Below are 15,060 nucleotides of genomic sequence, written 5' to 3' on the forward strand. Positions count from 1 at the left end.
TCCATGTTATGGACCACTCATTCCAATTTGTGGAATGGGTTGTCCGACGTTCGATTTCGCTATTGGCGGTCTGCTTCCCTGGCGAGCCGGACAACTCGGCCCCACATTTCGACACCACGATCGTCACCCATGTACCGATCGGGATGCCGGATTACCTTGGCATCGGATTGCAGATCAAAACCATCGAGCACAATGCGGCCGGCCTCACGCATGATCGCTTGCGTTTCCGCCACCACATCGTCGATGACTTCCGTCTCGGCTTCGATCAAAACCGCATCGTGAACTGGGCAACACACGCGAACTCCGGCCTCGGTCGCCATACAGCACGCCAGACGCATCATTTCCGCTCCATTGGCCTGCATTGGGAAAGTTTGCAAGGGATCTTGGGTTGTCGCCTCCAATGGTGCGGATACGCCACCCGAACACGGTTTGCAACCCGCCGGTCAACATCGCGGTGTCGATCCGGTACGTTTCGGACGGATGCACACGGCAAAACTTCATCTTGTCCGGCTCGCCGACTTTCAACGTCACGATTTTACGCTTCACGCCGATGGCGCCCGCCGCCGTATTCGGATTGATGCGCAGCGACGCCGGGTCGAATGGATCAACCACGCGAGGAGGATCCGGTGGTGTCGGTGCCGTCACCACCGCCACGTGGATCGGTAGTTCACGTGGTGGACCGCTATCCTCCACCTGGGCATTCTCTCCGATACCGGGCAGGTTTTCGGCACTGCTTTTTTCGCTGGACTTAAGCATCCGTTTGGTGGACTTGCTAGAATCAGTCATAGGTTCGTTTCCTTGTCGACCGTGCATCGTCATCACCGATGCCGGTCGTTTTTTGTTGGTTGAGATTGTCAGAAGTCACGAGGCAGAAGTCGCCTTCGGACGGCAAGCTTTTTTCCGGTTCAATGGAATTGCGCAGGCAGGCTTCGCATAAACTCGCGAAACCCTCGACCACGCGGAAATCATGGAACACGGCTTCGCGTCGCTTGCAGAAATGGCACAGCATCACGCCCCCCTCGATTGATTGGCCAAATGGGCAATCACGGCATGGGGATCGAATAGCACTTTCCGACCGACACGAATGACGGGCAGCTCACCATCCCGCAACATTGTGTCCAGCTTCGGCACCGATACGCCGATCACCTCGGACAATTCATTGCGGTTGAGTAGCTTCCGCCGGTTCGACATGCGATCGGCCACACGGTCCGCGACCATATTGGCCAACACTTCCATGTCGGATGGACTCAAATCCGAGAGTGTCATTTCGCACCCCCGATCGAACTGTCCACCAGTTCCCACAGTCGGGAATGGCAACATCGATTCGCGGACGCAACGTAGCCGACGGGCCGGATAATCCGATCCCGATGCAGCTGGGCGACCATCGCACCGAACACACGACCGTCCACGCCGTCAGGCAATGGCAGGCCACGAATGGCATCGGTGAACGTGGTGGGGCCGGCTTGTAGTCGCCGCAGAAACCGACGACGGGCGGCTGCGATCACTGTCCGAATGTCTTGACTATCCACGGTCCACCTCCGTTTCATCCCGAGGGGATCGATCTTCAAGTTCACGAGCAATACGGAGCAAAAGGCGTAGTCGCTTCGCTTCGGTCAGGACGGACTGCAATCGCCGACGAACAACGTCAGCAATTGGAATACAGTCGAGCGGGGAACGATCCCGCTTGTGGTTTTGTTGCATTGGTTAAGCCTCCAAATCGAGTGAGGCTTAATTTGCACAAACGGTTCCGACGAATCAGAGACGAGAAAAGGACGTTTGAGGGACGTCTAGTGTTTCGAGACTAGGGCGACTTCCCCCCTATCCTCCGGCAGTACATCCCAGTCTTGCTCAATCTGCATTAATCGCGTTCGCAGCCGCTTAATCATCTTGCGGCAACCGTCCCTCGGGTCTTCCCAGTCAAATCCGCATCCTGTTGATATGTTTGCCGCTTTCGCCCGTCCTCCGCTTTCGATGAGAAACTTCACGAGCTTGCCTTGGTCTTTAGTGGGGCCCTTATCCTTTTGCGGTAGTTGCAGCCAGTTAGTAATCGAATCCAGGAGATTTCGCGATATAGCCGCGCCGCTGGGCGATTCGGACGGAATGCGAGCAACTTGGGCTAAGTGGCAAGTGCCCACTTCTTCGTTATCGACTATTTTCAAAAGGTGCTGGTTGAGTTGCAGAAGTCGGCTTTCTCGTTCGCTCGAGAGCCCCAGTACCATCCAGCTAGGACCGCCGTTCTTCATCGTTGCTTTGGCCACATCCAAGAATAGGTCGCATTCAGAGAGCACCCACCCCGGATACATCGCGCGGTCAACGTCAATCACCTTTTGCCAATCTTGGCATGCCCTAGCACTCGACTGCACCGAGCCTTCGCATGGGGGCGAACCCGGAAAGACGTCGAAAGCATCAGGCATCAGCTCCGCGTCATAGCTGTACGTGAGCGTGAAATCAGTCGCAAGAATTCCCAAGTCTCGCTCGATAACATCCAGTACGGTCGCCCACGGCAGTTCAACCAGCAAATCGGATGCGGCGACGACTTCCGCTTCGAATCTTCCACCCAACTCAACCAGATCGTCTCCGACGTAGTGATTTCGCCTCCGGTAAAGTGCGAGTAGTTCAACGAACCTCTGCCTCAATTGCACGCATGCGTAAATGGTGTCACTACTTTGCTCATATTGATCGCCGAAACTTCTGGCCATGTGACGTCTTTCTTGTCGTTACGAGCCGATTCAACGGCCACGGCGGAAAGATAACGCCAGCGGCTGGTTGAATCGTGCGATCGGAGCTACCGACCTACCCTTGGAAGATTGCGGGAATCAGCCGCAACCGTTGAGAACCGAGTGTTTAGCCCGGCGTTGCCATTGTGCGTGATTCTAAGGGCCGGTTCAAATCGGGCTTACCGACTCACCAAAAACCATTTTGGTGCATGCGGAGGCGGAAGCGGAGGGCCTACGGTCGCACCATGCCGTCTCGGACTTTATTGACACCCCGGGGTGCCAACGCCACGGAGGGGCAGGGGGTCGATAGCGCCGCATCACCGTGACCACGGCGCAGATCCCCCTACCGCCCAACGCATCATTGGTTGCGACGGAGTGTGTTGCTGGTGCGCGTGCCAACCGAGCGAACGCAGCTTATTAGTTCAAGTCGATAAAGCAGGCTTTACTTCTTTTCCTGGTTCCGGTCGCGATCTGTTTCCACCCGCGGAGCTTGTCCCTTTGGCGAAGGTTGTGGGGTAAAAACCTTAACGTCCCGCGCCCGCGCGAATGGGGGAATCGTGGTTCGACGCACCGCGTCATGATGTTCGTGGTCATCGTGCCCTGCAGGGGCTCCGTCATGGTGCTCAGCTGCTGCCCCCGCTGCTGAAGCGTTCTCCGCTGCAACCGCCCGCCCCATTGCCTGTCCCAAAATGGCTCGGACCGCATCCGCATGACGTCGGTTTTCCGCCTCCAATTGACGAAAAATGTCGACGCTTTGATCTCCGGCATGCGTGGCAACTCTGGGCGGGTCACTGAGCTTTTTGCTCCGTTGCTTGGCCGCCATTTCGAGCTCACGTTTTTTCAGGTAGGCGGCTCGATCCCAACTCCCGTCAACGATCGCTTGCAGTGGCTCATCAATCGCCACCGGGTTTCCAATCCATTCAACCTCGCCCGTTTTGCCGACAATGAACGCACACGGAATACTCGTTTGTCGTGCCGCCGCAAGGTAATCCTGCAAGACTGAACCGTCGGGATCCGTTGTCAGACAGTAATTGCTGGTCAATTCTGCATAGGTCTGGTCATCTTTACCAAGAACGTTTTTGTCGAGGAAGCTCTCAACGGTTTCTACAGGCTCATCACTAATACTAATGATCTGCACATTGTTGTCCGCAAACTTTTCCTGAGTTTCACTGAGGTGTTGCATCTCTCCAAGACAAGGTCCGCACCAGGTCGCCCAAAATTCGATCACATATACCGATCCAGGCATGAGCTTGGTCGTGTGAGCAAATTTGCCGTCCCCATCGCTCAACCAATTTTCAATATCAATGTCGGGGGCTTGAGAGCCTGGCCTGAGCACGCCATCAGCTGAAGCGTGGAGAACCGCGCACATGGTCGTCACCAACGCGACAGCAAAAATTCGGCGGAGCGGGATTCGACATGGGGACAGGATTCGACATGGGGACATGGACTTCATTATTTTCCTCGAGGTTAAACACACTGCACACGAACGATTATCTATCGCGACCTGGATGACACCTGCACTCCCTGAGCACTGGCCGCTGAATCGGCGGAACTGATCGTCAGCAAGTGTCTCTTCCATCATAGGGCGCCCCTCAGTATACCCGTAACGCAATCGTCCAGGCTGATCCAGCATCCTATGGTGACCGAACCGAATCAACTGAAAAATGATTGGGCAACGGCGCTATCGGCGAGAACTCGCGTTCGTTCGATACACACGCCGGAGCGCCTCCCTGCTGCAAACCATGTCGGAGACGTCGCCAATTTTCAGTGGACACGCTGTTTAACAACCGCTGCGGTCCGCACCGGGGCCCATCGATCCCCTCGAGCATTCCCGTTTAACAAATCGGCAGAAAACCCCGCAATCATCCGCACACAGGAGCCGTATCTCCCTTTACACAATTCCTAATCGCTCAGCACTTGCCAGCACATGGACGCCGCCTTACGCTCTTGAGAACGATTATCAGTAGCCACAGGCTACACCTCGCCAGCCAGCCACCAGCATGCCCTCCTCACCTGAGTCGAGGCAGCTTTCTAGCCAGCAACGCTCGCACTGCCTGCAGTTTCCCCGTGAATCCGAAGCAGCGCCCCCTCCCACCAGCGTTCTCATCCACTCTACGGAACTTTCGTATGAATTTAGGTCCTAAAACACCGTTGCATCTTTTGGTACGCACCGCCCGCCTCCGGGCCGCCTTCACCCTGGTCGAACTGCTCGTCGTGATCGCGATCATTGGGGTGCTGGTTGGTTTGCTGTTGCCCGCCGTGCAGAGCGCTCGCGAGGCAGCCCGCCGCATGCAATGCAGCAACAGCATGCGACAGGTCAGTCTCGCGATGCACAACTACCACGACACCTATCAGAAGTTCCCCACCTCACAAACCTCCGAGGTCGCAGTTTGGTCAGTTTCGATTCTGCCACAGTTGGAGGCCGCCAGTGTCGCCGACCTGTACGACGACGCATTGGACTGGGACGAAGGTGTTAATCTTGACCTCGCGACTCAGATGCCGACGGTTTATCAGTGTGCGTCAAACCCATCGGCTGGCGGAACACTGAGCGGCAACGGATTTCAAACGACCGATTACTCGGTGCTCCGAAACGCCACGGACTGGGATAAGTACGAGTCGCTTTTCCAACGGAATAAGTTCCGCTCAATGCGAGACATCATCGATGGCACGTCCTCGACATGCATGATTTACGAGTCAGCGGGTCGAAGCGATTGGTACGTCCAACACCGCCAAAACCCCCTCTCAACCGGATACACCCACACCTGGGGAACTGACAAACCGGCATGGAGCTCAAGCGGGAACGCGGGCTGGATGTTCTCCTGTGCCGTCGACATGTCACCAAGTGGCGGTGAAATGACAGCGGTCTATTGGTCCGCTGGCAATCGAGTTCTCAATGTCAGCAACTGGTTCGGCGCACCCTATTCATTCCACACCGGTGGCATCCAAATGGGCATGGCTGATGGATCCGTCCGCTTCATTGGCGAAAGCATCGCGTTTGACACGCTCAAGGCCATGACCTCCATCAACGGTGGCGAAGTGGTAGGAGAGTTTTAGTCATGAATCACGCCCAACTAACACCCCCGTCGGTGAAAAGCCTTCTCTCCCTGGCGTGCCTCTGCGTCTTCTCGGTCGGATGTGGCAACCATGAACATTGGCATGTCGATACGTCTCCGGTTCACGGCACGGTGCGCATTAACGGAGAAATCCCTAAGGGCGCCCAGGTGACGTTTTACCCGACAGGCGGTGCCGTGGATGTCCGCGAGTCCAAACCATGGGGAATGGTCGACGAAACCGGTACTTATGAATTGAGGACATACGAAAAAGGAGATGGCTCTCCTGCTGGCGAGTATCGCGCAACGATTATCTGGCGGGAAAACCCCTCCGTCTTGGGTTCCCCCGATCAACTCGGCGGCGCTTTCGAAGCCCCCAGCGACTCCGAGTGGATCTTTACGATCGACGAGGACGTGACGGAATTGCCACCGATCGAGATCACGGATGCAAAAATTATCAAACCGACGACAAGGTCGCGCAGCCGCAACCCGTCACCGTTCGATGAACCGGAAGATACCTGAAGTCCCACGCCGCCGAGATCGTCGGTGCAGGACGCGGCGTCCAGGGGCAGGAAAACCACCTGGGCTGGCTTAACTCGTTCGCCATCCGCTCTTCAGTCCCTCGCTGGCTTTGCCGGCGCCCGAGAACGGTACCAAAACACCGATGGCAGTCGAAGCTTCGAACTAGACCTGCGACCAAACTCAACTTTTTACCGAGCTACCTCACATGAGCCTCGACACTCTACCAGAATCGGCTTCGTCCGCACCGCCAATCGAGCCCATCAAGGCCCCTAAACGCAAACCAACCGCCACTCCCACGTCGTCACTGTACCGTGTCATGTGGCGGTGGCACTTTTATTCAGGGGCCTTGGTGACGCCCATCCTGATCATCATCGCACTGACGGGCGGACTCTATATTTTCGCCGCAGAGGTCAATGATGCGATCCATGCGGACTATCTTTTTATCGCCGCTCCTGCCGACGGAGAAGTGACCGCGAGGGCGAGCGAGTCTTCTCCCAACGTTCCGTTGACACGCGATAGCAGCGACTTGATCGCGAGTGCCAAAGCAGCGGTCCCCGGCACCGAGGCATCTCGCATCCGCTTTCATGCCGACAATCGCCGCAACGCGATCGTGTGGGTGGAACCACAAAATGCACCGAAGGAGACCAAAGACGCCGAACGCAACCGCCGCCGAGATCGGTCGATTGCAGTTTATGTTGATCCCGTAACGGCTGATGTCCGACATCAAGCGACTGGAAACACGGGGACTGAGTCCTTTTTCCGAACCGTACTCAAGATTCATCGTCAGCTGTTCATCGGCTCGACCGGGCGAATCATTGTCGAGCTGACGACTTGCTGGTCTTTAGTGCTGTTTCTCACCGGTGTCTATCTGTGGTGGCCGCGACGCAAAGAAAAAGTGCGCGGCGTTTGGCTGCCCCGGCTTCGTGGCAAACCGTATGTGATTCTCCGTGATCTGCACACCTTGGCGGGTGTCTATCTGTTTCCGGTATGCATGCTGTTGATTGTCACTGGCCTGTTTTACACCTTAATTTGGGGAGAGTCGTTCCACCTTGTGAGCAAGCAGTTCTTCGCCACACCCACCGAAGAAACACAGCCTCAGCGGGGCGACGAGGATGCGAAGAAAAAGCCGGAACCGTACGTGCAACCCGGATTTACGCTGCAGGCGGCCTATGACACAGCAGCGAGTCGCTATCCGGATCGCGACATCACCATCGACCTGCCCTCAGGGACAACCGACCACTACACGGTTTCTGCGATCAATGATTACGCCCGCGGCACCTACGGAGCCATGAACTCGACCGGCTTTCAGATTCACCGCGATACTGGTGAAGTAATGGCGGTCGATGACCTGGCCGATAATCCACGATACTGGTGGCATAGGTGGGCCTACCCATTGCATGTTGGCAGCGTGATTGGAATTATTTCCAAGATCATCTGGCTCGGGGCCTGCGTGATCCTGGTCGCACTGCCGATTACGGGAATCTGGATGTGGTGGAAACGTCGCCCCGCCGGCCGTAGTGGATTGCCTCGCAAGCCGCCTGCTGGCTACGTGTCTCGCACCGTGATCGTGTCGATCGCGATGCTGTGCTTGCTGTTGCCTTTATTCGGGTTGTCAGTATTGCTGATTCTGATCCTCGATCGTCTGGTGTCGTTCTTTCGGAAGTCACCCAGCGCAGCACCCGTTTAGTTGGCGTTCCTAAACAAACATCAGTTCGCGAGTGAGTATATTTTCACGTCGTCGACCACGGCGCTGTGCGGTACCGCCAGACGCAGCATACGCTTGGTGGGATGAGCAAAACCCGGAGCGGTGAACTTCGCGACCTCCGTACCATCGACCGAGGCCGTCACCTGCTCGCCTACAATCCGCACCGTAAGTTCGTGCCATTCGCCTTGGGCAATCTTGGTAGGAAACTTTTTGATCGTCGTCTTGAGAAACGTCAACTGCTCCGCCGTCAGCTCCTTGGCTTTCTTGGCATCATAGAACTTCATGTTCATGTTGCCGCTCTTCATGTCGTTGATCTGAACAAACTTGGTCGTCACGTCGACTTTGAACAAGTGCCCCGCGTGAACGCCTTTGAACTTCAGATCGGCGAAGTCGAGGCCGAGTCGATCGGTGTCATTTTCCAACATGAACCGCAGTTCAACGACGCCGTCTCGAAACTCAGCGGGGTGGGTCACCGAAACAGCGTGGTCGGCGGTGGGATGCATTTTGATGTGCATGGCACCGTTCTTTAAATCGACCTGCTTGTGTCCGCCCGCACGTGACTTGCTGTTGGTCCCCCAACCATTCCCAACCTCGTCCGTTATTTCCTGCGACTCCGTTCGCTCGAAATCGTCACTGAAAATCAGCGTGCCGTTATCGTCGGCGCGGATAGCGCTCGAGAGTGCGAAAGGGATCAGGAGCGTCAAAGTCAAGAATGTTTTGGTCATGGGTTTCGACTGCCTTAGGAGAGTGGTTGTTGTTGATCCCGGACATCGCCTTTTTTGACGGTGTCGCGAGCCCGACTGCTAAATCATTGGTACTGTACGTTTTTTTGTTTACGCAATTTTTATCCCGAAGGGATTGTCAGATGATAGCCGGTGGTCGAGCGCAGCGAACGCCACCGGCTATCATCCATCTGCAACTGACCCCGAAGGGTGTCACAGATCGAGCACCTGCGACACTCTTCGGGGTCGACGGTGTACAGCATTTCGGATTTCGGGGATGGCGCTACGCTGATCCCCGGCTACTGTCTGACAATCCATCCGGGATGAAAACGGGTGGACACGGAACGAAAACCCCCTCGTGGAATTCTGCGTTTGTCCTAACGATTGAGTCGTTTGATCGATTATAACTCAGGCAACTATTTGCAAGTTAAGGCCCCAGAGCGCGAAATGGATCATGGGATGAACGTCCGGTGCAATTGATAAGCATTTGTTTTCTAATCGGTACTCTAGCTCTACAACTGCCATTTGCCTGCTTGTGGGACGATGACACCATCGTGGTAGAACGCGAAGCGTTTCCGGGGGCCCACGAAATGATCGTGGGCCATTTTGCGAGGCATTCACCAGCCTATTACCGATGGCGCATCGACGATCGATCGGCGGTGCCGGTTGAGCAACGCCGGCCGGCGGACTACGACAACATTGCTGTGGCGCATGAAAAACTGGGCGATCATGACGCCGCAATCCGCACGATCGAAGACAAAATCCAGCGGTGGCCGGATACGGATCGCTATCAGTCCGAAGCGAATTTGGCGACGTTCCTCATTCACGCAGGACGATTGCAGGAGGGGCTTAATCACATCGATCGGGCATTGGAGATCAACCCCGATGCGCACTTCGGTCGCGAAATTTATCAGCGAATGCTGGTGCAGGCATTGCTCGCAAAGGACGATCCGGCATAGCTTCCGGCTTGGCCGGAGAGCGGAAGCGGCGCGACAGGCTTCTTTCGCCAACAGGATGTTGACGCTTGGGAACACAATCCAGGAAAATCGCAGCAAGAAGCGATGGAGGGAGTACTCGGCATGCTGCGTTTCGGCAACCACGATTCGCCAGTCCCGTTGGAAACACTCGGCGATTTGCTGCTCGATCAGACTGGATGGAACTACGGGGACTCAGAGGGTGCCAAGCAGCTTGCGGCGCGGGCTTATTTGGTCGCGTCGTATCAATGCGACGAGCCCGCTCGATCAAAATATCGAGAGAAAGCTATATCGGCTTTGTCGATGCAAGTCGGCCACGACATCGATCAAGTCGAAGCCGAGCTCCGGGGAGAATTGGCAGATGCAGCAGCCTTACAGGAGCAGGTCGCCGCGGACGAGGTCGCCTGGATTGCCCAGGGCGTTGATGTGGACGAAGCCTTCGCAAAGAAGTATCGAAAACTGTTCGAGGTTCCGATTCGGTTGGGCAATCGAATCCATGGCGGCGTTCATTGGTTATTGTGGGCGATGCTCATCCTACTCGCGATCGTGATCCTCTGCGTGTACCAGGATCGTCGGCGGGCGAAGCCGCAATAGTGTCGACTTGCGCGATTTTAGATGCGAACTGACGGCGCTAGCTGCGGGTATCGCAGGGGAAAAACGGCGCAGAAGATCCCGCGGCTGACTCAGTGCACGCCATGAGGGCGAATATGGCTTGAGCAATCGATGTCTCTCGACGCTCGAAGCGGATTGCGTTGGAGGAAATTCGCTGTCGGCTCGAAGAACCGAGTGACAATGCCCGAGCGAGAATAATTGCCCGCCATCCCCAACGCCGCGGATTCCCCTACAATCTGCAAAGGGTTGGTTCCCCAACGATGAGCTCGAAAGTCGCTGGTTGCCTGCCCCTCACCGCGCCTCCCTATCTCCCGTCCCCTCCCTCTGCCCTCTGCCCTCACTATGCCTTTCTCTGGACTTCGCATTGCCTCGCTCGAAAGCCGTCGGGCGGCGGATATGGCTCGCCTGATCACGAAGTTTGGCGGGGACGCCAGTGTCAGCCCATCGATGCGTGAAGTTCCGATCGAGCCGAATCGGGCTGCGATTGACTTTGCCTATCGCGTGATCACGGGCGAGATCCCGATCATGATCTTCATGACGGGCGGTGGCTTCAGATATTTACTGAAAAGTATCGAAAAGCATGTTCAACCTCAGCGATTTCTCGATGCGTTGAGCGACATCACGACCATTTGCCGGGGCCCCAAGCCGACTGCGGCAATGCGTGAGGTGGGAGTCACACCGACATTCCGCGTGCCTGAGCCGAACACGTGGCGAGATCTACTCAAGATGATCGACGAGGGCATCCCGATCGCCAATCAGGTGGTCGGCGTGCAGGAGTATGGCGTGACCAACACATCGTTGATCGCGGGCCTGGAAACACGCGGCGCGATCCCCGAAACCGTACGGGTCTATGGCTGGGAATACCCCGAAGACACCAAGCCACTCGAGGCCAACGTCCGCGCGATCGCGGCGGGCGAGCGTGATATGCTGCTGCTGACCAGTGCCCATCAGGTCGTCAATATGCTCCGCATGGCCGATTCACTGAGCCTCACTGACGCATTGCGGCAGGGGCTCGAGCAAACCGTCGTCGCCTCGATTGGCCCCACGACGAGCGACATGCTTCGCGAGAGTGACATCCATGTCGACATGGAGCCGTCACACCCCAAGATGGGACACCTCGTCAGTGAAGCGGCTCGAGATTCGGCAATGCTTGTCGAAAAACGGCGAGTGCTATCCACAGGGGATCCGAGACTCCGCGTCAGCGTGACCGATGCCGAAGATCAAGAACCGCTGACGGCGATCGACGATCACCCCTCGCAGTCGAGCCTGTTCATGAAAGCGTGCCGGGGCGAACCCACGCCGCGGACGCCTGTGTGGTTGATGCGTCAGGCGGGGCGGTACATGCAAGAGTATCGATCCGTTCGCTCGCAGCAGAGCTTTCTCGAACTCTGTGCCAATCCGACTCTCTGCAGCGAAGTAATGTGCACAGCCGTCGATCGGCTGGGCGTCGATGCGGCAATCATCTTTTCGGATCTCTTGCCGATTCTCGTGCCGATGGGCTTCGATCTCGAATTCGTCAAAGGCGACGGCCCCGTCATCCATAACCCGGTCCGGACGGCAGCGGATATCGATCGCGTCAAAGGGCTGGACAATCCCCAAGACCTTGGTTTCGTCTACGAAACGGTGCGTCAAACACGAAAGGATTTGCCCGCAGGGATTCCACTGATTGGCTTTGCCGGTGCCCCGTTCACACTCGCCAGCTACGCGATCGAGGGCGGCGGCAGCAAGCAGTATGCAGCGACTAAACAACTGATGCGGGCCGACGATGGGGGCTGGTCGGCGCTGATGGATCGATTGACCGAAGCGATCATTGTGTATCTGAATGAACAGATTGCTGCCGGTGCACAGTGCGTGCAGTTATTCGACAGCTGGGCGGGCTGCTTGTCGGCTGCGGACTACAGCCGGTTCGTGTTGCCGTGGATGCGGCAGATCATCGCCGGTGTCACGCCCGGGGTACCGCTGATTAACTTTGCCACGGGAAATCCAGAGCTGCTACCACTGCTGCGCGGTGACCGCCGCACCGTCGTCGGCGTGGACTGGCGAATCGACATGGCGACCGCTTGGAAACGCATCGGCCACGACATTTCCGTCCAAGGGAACATGGATCCCACGGTACTGCTGACCGACCCAGCTACCATACGCGCGGCCGCGAAAGAGCTGCTTGATCAGGTCGGTGGCCGACCTGGACATATTTTCAACCTCGGGCACGGCGTGATGCAGATGACGCCGGTTGAGAATGCGATCGAACTGGTCAAAGCGGTCCAGGAGCTTTCGGTGCGGGACGATTCTGCCGAGGAGTCCGACGCGTGACGAGCATCGTCTGCCCGCTGTGCCCCCTACACTGCGACGATGTTCAAATCGATGATCAGGGATTGCTGGCGGCGAACGGTTGCCCGATCGTCGCGTCAGCCCTCCCGGTGGAGCATTCACCACCTGACCGGGCTGAATTTGTGATTTCGAGTGAACCGTCCAGGCCACTTCGCGTCGTCACGACAGGCGTCGATCTGTTGACGGCGAGACAATTAGCGAGCTGGCAAGCGGCGGGACGGATTTCGCTGACGATCGAGTCCGATCCGAGCATCGAGGCGTTGTTGCAGACGGCCAGCCGGGACGGGATTGTCTCGGCCACGCTCGCCGATGTCGCGACCCATGCGGATCTCGTGTGGATGATTGGCCGCGTCGATCAAACCTGGCCACGAATTACTGAAAAACTGCGACTGGGCAGCAGCGACTCCAATGCGAAACAAGTGCAGCGGTTCTCGCAATGCACCGCCGATGAGCTCACAGGTCTGGCCACTGCCATCGAAAATGGGGAAGCCTCATCATCCGCGACCGGTGAACTGGCCAGAAATGCGAACCACTGGATGTCGTCCAAGTACGCCGCCATACTGGTTGGTCCGGGAGCCTTTGCCAGCGGTGAGGAATCGCTCAGTGCAACCATGCTGGCACGTTTAGCTCGCCTCCGCAACGCGAAGGAACGCTGCGTGCTGCTGACGCTGGATGCGGCTGCAACGCTGCGAAGTGTTTGCTTGTGGAGCAGTAACACGAGTCCTGACGCGACGGACGCCGGCGGTCAAACGGACGCGGGCCGTCAAGAAGTCGAATTTGATCTCCGAATAGGTTCGCCGCTCAGCACTGAATCCCGGACCGCAAAAGTACAGCTTGGCGGCTCCGATCCCGGCCCAGCACTCGCCGGCGCGTACCGAGCCAGTGCGGTCGCGGGACTGCATCGCCCCAGCATGGTAATTCGCGGCGACGGCTCGGTTTCACTGCCATTGGCAGCTCCGGCGAAAGTGAATTTATTAAGTGTAGCGCAGTTCCTCGACGACAATTTGCGGGACGACCTTTTGAGACAACCATCTTGAAGTTCCGATCATAATGAAGCCAGTGCGTGCCCTTTCGCAATTTCCTCGCTTCCACGACACTTGACGCTCTGCGTTAATGTCCGAACGAATGAACCGGCGGAGGAATCGCCATGAAGTATGTGATCATTATTCCCGACGGCTGTGCCGACGAACCGCTCGAAACCCTGGGCGGGAAGACGCCGCTGCAGGCCGCAAACTTGCCGACCATGGACGCGATTGCGGCGGCGGGATGCGTGGGCGTGACCGACAACACGCCCGCCGACTTTCCGGCCGGCAGCGAAGTCGCCAACCTGTGCCTATTGGGCTACGACCCGAAGGAATTCTTCACCGGTCGAGCGCCTATTGAAGCGGCGGCAACGGGTATCCAGCTGGGGCCGTACGACTGTGCGATTCGGTGTAATTTCGTCACGGTCAACGATCAGATCATGATGGATTTCACGGCCGGTCATATCAGCACCGAGGAAGGCAGCGAACTGCTCGCAGAGCTGAACAAAACGCTCCTCGGAGGTGACCACCCAGCGATTTCCGCAGACCTGGCCAAGCGACTGGAGTTCGTCAGCGGTGTCAGCTACCGCAACCTACTGATCTATCGCGGAGACGCCGAGCATCCATCGCCTTTCACGCCCACGACGCGTTCGTCGGCTCCACATGATCTGACGGACCTGTCGATCGCCGACGATTTTCCTCGCGGCCCTGGCAGCGATGTGCTGGTGGCCCTGATGACTGCGTCGGCAGAGATTTTCGCTGACCATCCGATTAATAAAACTCGCTCAGCGGCGGGCAAGTCGACTGCCACCAACGTGTGGTTGTGGGGCAGTGGCGGCGCGCCGGGACTACCGACATTCGACGAACGCTATGGACTAAAAGGCGTGATGATCACCGCTGTCGATCTGTTACGCGGATTGGCGTCTTTGGCGGGCTGGGATCGCATCGAAGTCGACGGGGCGACGGGATATCTCGATACGAATTACGCGGGCAAGGGACAGGCCGCCGTGAAGGCGTTGGACCAGTACGACATTGTGTGTGTCCATATCGAGGCTCCCGACGAAGCCTCCCACGAAGGCCGCGCCGACGCGAAGGTCGAAGCACTTGAGCAGATCGACCAATTCATCGCCGCTCCACTGTGGAAAGCCGCCAGCGAGCGTGACGACGTCCGCATCCTCATCTTGCCGGACCACCCGACGTACTGCCGCACGAAGAAACACACCCATGGCCCCGTGCCGTTGGTCATGGCGGGCAAGAGTGTCACACCTGATGCCGCACAGACCTATGACGAAGTGACCGCCAATGCCTCAGGTCTCATCTTCGATCCCGGCTGGATCATGATGGCAAAGTTCCTCGGTCGCGAGTGACCCTTTCCGGAGCCGGCTCACCGCCGCGAGCAAGACGGCAG

15 protein-coding genes are annotated in these 15,060 nt (G+C 57.3%); 8 read left to right on the forward strand and 7 right to left on the reverse strand.

Going from position 1 to position 15,060, the window contains the following annotated elements; all coding sequences use genetic code 11:
* Window positions 1-59 precede the first annotated feature (59 nt).
* The 6 genes from Poly21_RS27730 to Poly21_RS19335 form a co-directional block, all read right to left on the reverse strand.
* On the reverse strand, window positions 60-212 hold the full coding sequence (locus Poly21_RS27730) for a hypothetical protein (RefSeq protein ID WP_302119635.1): 153 nt from the start codon (window positions 210-212) through the stop codon (window positions 60-62).
* Window positions 205-786: a hypothetical protein gene (locus tag Poly21_RS27735; protein WP_302119637.1), complete on the reverse strand. Its 582-nt coding sequence runs from the start codon at window positions 784-786 to the stop codon at window positions 205-207. Before Poly21_RS27735 ends, Poly21_RS27730 begins: the two co-directional genes overlap by 8 nt.
* A 222-nt stretch (window positions 787-1,008) precedes the next feature.
* Window positions 1,009-1,266, reverse strand: a complete 258-nt coding sequence (locus Poly21_RS19325; protein WP_302119640.1) for a helix-turn-helix domain-containing protein — start codon at window positions 1,264-1,266, stop codon at window positions 1,009-1,011.
* Complete coding sequence (locus Poly21_RS27740; protein WP_302119642.1) at window positions 1,263-1,529, reverse strand: hypothetical protein; 267 nt, start codon at window positions 1,527-1,529, stop codon at window positions 1,263-1,265. The genes Poly21_RS19325 and Poly21_RS27740 overlap by 4 nt, the downstream gene beginning before the upstream one ends.
* A 258-nt stretch (window positions 1,530-1,787) precedes the next feature.
* On the reverse strand, window positions 1,788-2,699 hold the full coding sequence (locus Poly21_RS19330) for a hypothetical protein (protein WP_146408468.1): 912 nt from the start codon (window positions 2,697-2,699) through the stop codon (window positions 1,788-1,790).
* A gap of 460 nt (window positions 2,700-3,159) precedes the next feature.
* Entirely contained in the window at window positions 3,160-4,086 is a 927-nt protein-coding gene (locus tag Poly21_RS19335; RefSeq protein WP_302119807.1) for a peroxiredoxin family protein, read from the reverse strand.
* A 758-nt stretch (window positions 4,087-4,844) separates the two neighbouring features.
* On the opposite strand from Poly21_RS19335, the gene Poly21_RS19340 reads away from it, so the two are divergent.
* From Poly21_RS19340 to Poly21_RS19350, 3 genes are all read left to right on the forward strand, one after another.
* The gene (locus Poly21_RS19340) at window positions 4,845-5,771 is read left to right on the forward strand and encodes a DUF1559 domain-containing protein (protein WP_146408470.1); all 927 of its coding nucleotides are present in this window, start codon (window positions 4,845-4,847) and stop codon (window positions 5,769-5,771) included.
* Window positions 5,772-5,773: 2 nt separating this feature from the next.
* Complete coding sequence (locus tag Poly21_RS19345; protein ID WP_146408471.1) at window positions 5,774-6,289, forward strand: hypothetical protein; 516 nt, start codon at window positions 5,774-5,776, stop codon at window positions 6,287-6,289.
* A 205-nt stretch (window positions 6,290-6,494) separates the two neighbouring features.
* Window positions 6,495-7,976, forward strand: a complete 1,482-nt coding sequence (locus tag Poly21_RS19350) for a PepSY-associated TM helix domain-containing protein (protein WP_146408472.1) — start codon at window positions 6,495-6,497, stop codon at window positions 7,974-7,976.
* A 20-nt stretch (window positions 7,977-7,996) separates the two neighbouring features.
* Here Poly21_RS19350 and Poly21_RS19355 read toward each other — a convergent pair whose 3' ends face one another.
* Window positions 7,997-8,719, reverse strand: coding sequence for a 3-keto-alpha-glucoside-1,2-lyase-like domain-containing protein (locus Poly21_RS19355; protein WP_302119645.1), 723 nt, complete (start codon window positions 8,717-8,719; stop codon window positions 7,997-7,999).
* A gap of 467 nt (window positions 8,720-9,186) precedes the next feature.
* On the opposite strand from Poly21_RS19355, the gene Poly21_RS19360 reads away from it, so the two are divergent.
* The 5 genes from Poly21_RS19360 to Poly21_RS19380 all read left to right on the forward strand — a co-directional run bounded on the left by Poly21_RS19360 (window position 9,187) and on the right by Poly21_RS19380 (window position 15,019).
* Complete coding sequence (locus tag Poly21_RS19360) at window positions 9,187-9,675, forward strand: hypothetical protein (protein ID WP_146408473.1); 489 nt, start codon at window positions 9,187-9,189, stop codon at window positions 9,673-9,675.
* Window positions 9,676-9,795: 120 nt separating this feature from the next.
* Complete coding sequence (locus Poly21_RS19365) at window positions 9,796-10,284, forward strand: hypothetical protein (protein ID WP_146408474.1); 489 nt, start codon at window positions 9,796-9,798, stop codon at window positions 10,282-10,284.
* Window positions 10,285-10,644: 360 nt separating this feature from the next.
* Complete coding sequence (hemE, locus tag Poly21_RS19370; RefSeq protein ID WP_146408475.1) at window positions 10,645-12,612, forward strand: uroporphyrinogen decarboxylase; 1,968 nt, start codon at window positions 10,645-10,647, stop codon at window positions 12,610-12,612.
* A complete protein-coding gene (locus Poly21_RS19375; protein WP_302119647.1) occupies window positions 12,609-13,667 on the forward strand; it encodes a molybdopterin-binding domain-containing protein in 1,059 nt (352 codons plus the stop codon). Before hemE ends, Poly21_RS19375 begins: the two co-directional genes overlap by 4 nt.
* A 110-nt stretch (window positions 13,668-13,777) precedes the next feature.
* Entirely contained in the window at window positions 13,778-15,019 is a 1,242-nt protein-coding gene (locus Poly21_RS19380; RefSeq protein WP_146408476.1) for a cofactor-independent phosphoglycerate mutase, read from the forward strand.
* Window positions 15,020-15,060: the final 41 nt, after the last annotated feature.

This window comes from Allorhodopirellula heiligendammensis (assembly GCF_007860105.1).
GTDB classification, from domain to species: Bacteria; Planctomycetota; Planctomycetia; order Pirellulales; family Pirellulaceae; genus Rhodopirellula; species Rhodopirellula heiligendammensis.

Excerpts from the sequence above, each read along its gene's own strand:
- hemE (WP_146408475.1), top strand. The coding sequence starts at position 10,645 with ATGCCTTTCTCTGGACTTCGCATTGCCTCGCTCGAAAGCCGTCGGGCG.
- Poly21_RS19350 (WP_146408472.1), top strand. The coding sequence starts at position 6,495 with ATGAGCCTCGACACTCTACCAGAATCGGCTTCGTCCGCACCGCCAATC.
- Poly21_RS19330 (WP_146408468.1), bottom strand. The coding sequence starts at position 2,699 with ATGGCCAGAAGTTTCGGCGATCAATATGAGCAAAGTAGTGACACCATT.
- Poly21_RS19325 (WP_302119640.1), bottom strand. The coding sequence starts at position 1,266 with ATGACACTCTCGGATTTGAGTCCATCCGACATGGAAGTGTTGGCCAAT.
- Poly21_RS19335 (WP_302119807.1), bottom strand. The coding sequence starts at position 4,086 with ATGTGCGCGGTTCTCCACGCTTCAGCTGATGGCGTGCTCAGGCCAGGC.
- Poly21_RS19365 (WP_146408474.1), top strand. The coding sequence starts at position 9,796 with ATGCTGCGTTTCGGCAACCACGATTCGCCAGTCCCGTTGGAAACACTC.
- Poly21_RS27730 (WP_302119635.1), bottom strand. The coding sequence starts at position 212 with ATGCGTGAGGCCGGCCGCATTGTGCTCGATGGTTTTGATCTGCAATCC.
- Poly21_RS27735 (WP_302119637.1), bottom strand. The coding sequence starts at position 786 with ATGACTGATTCTAGCAAGTCCACCAAACGGATGCTTAAGTCCAGCGAA.
- Poly21_RS19345 (WP_146408471.1), top strand. The coding sequence starts at position 5,774 with ATGAATCACGCCCAACTAACACCCCCGTCGGTGAAAAGCCTTCTCTCC.
- Poly21_RS19340 (WP_146408470.1), top strand. The coding sequence starts at position 4,845 with ATGAATTTAGGTCCTAAAACACCGTTGCATCTTTTGGTACGCACCGCC.
- Poly21_RS19355 (WP_302119645.1), bottom strand. The coding sequence starts at position 8,719 with ATGACCAAAACATTCTTGACTTTGACGCTCCTGATCCCTTTCGCACTC.
- Poly21_RS19380 (WP_146408476.1), top strand. The coding sequence starts at position 13,778 with ATGAAGTATGTGATCATTATTCCCGACGGCTGTGCCGACGAACCGCTC.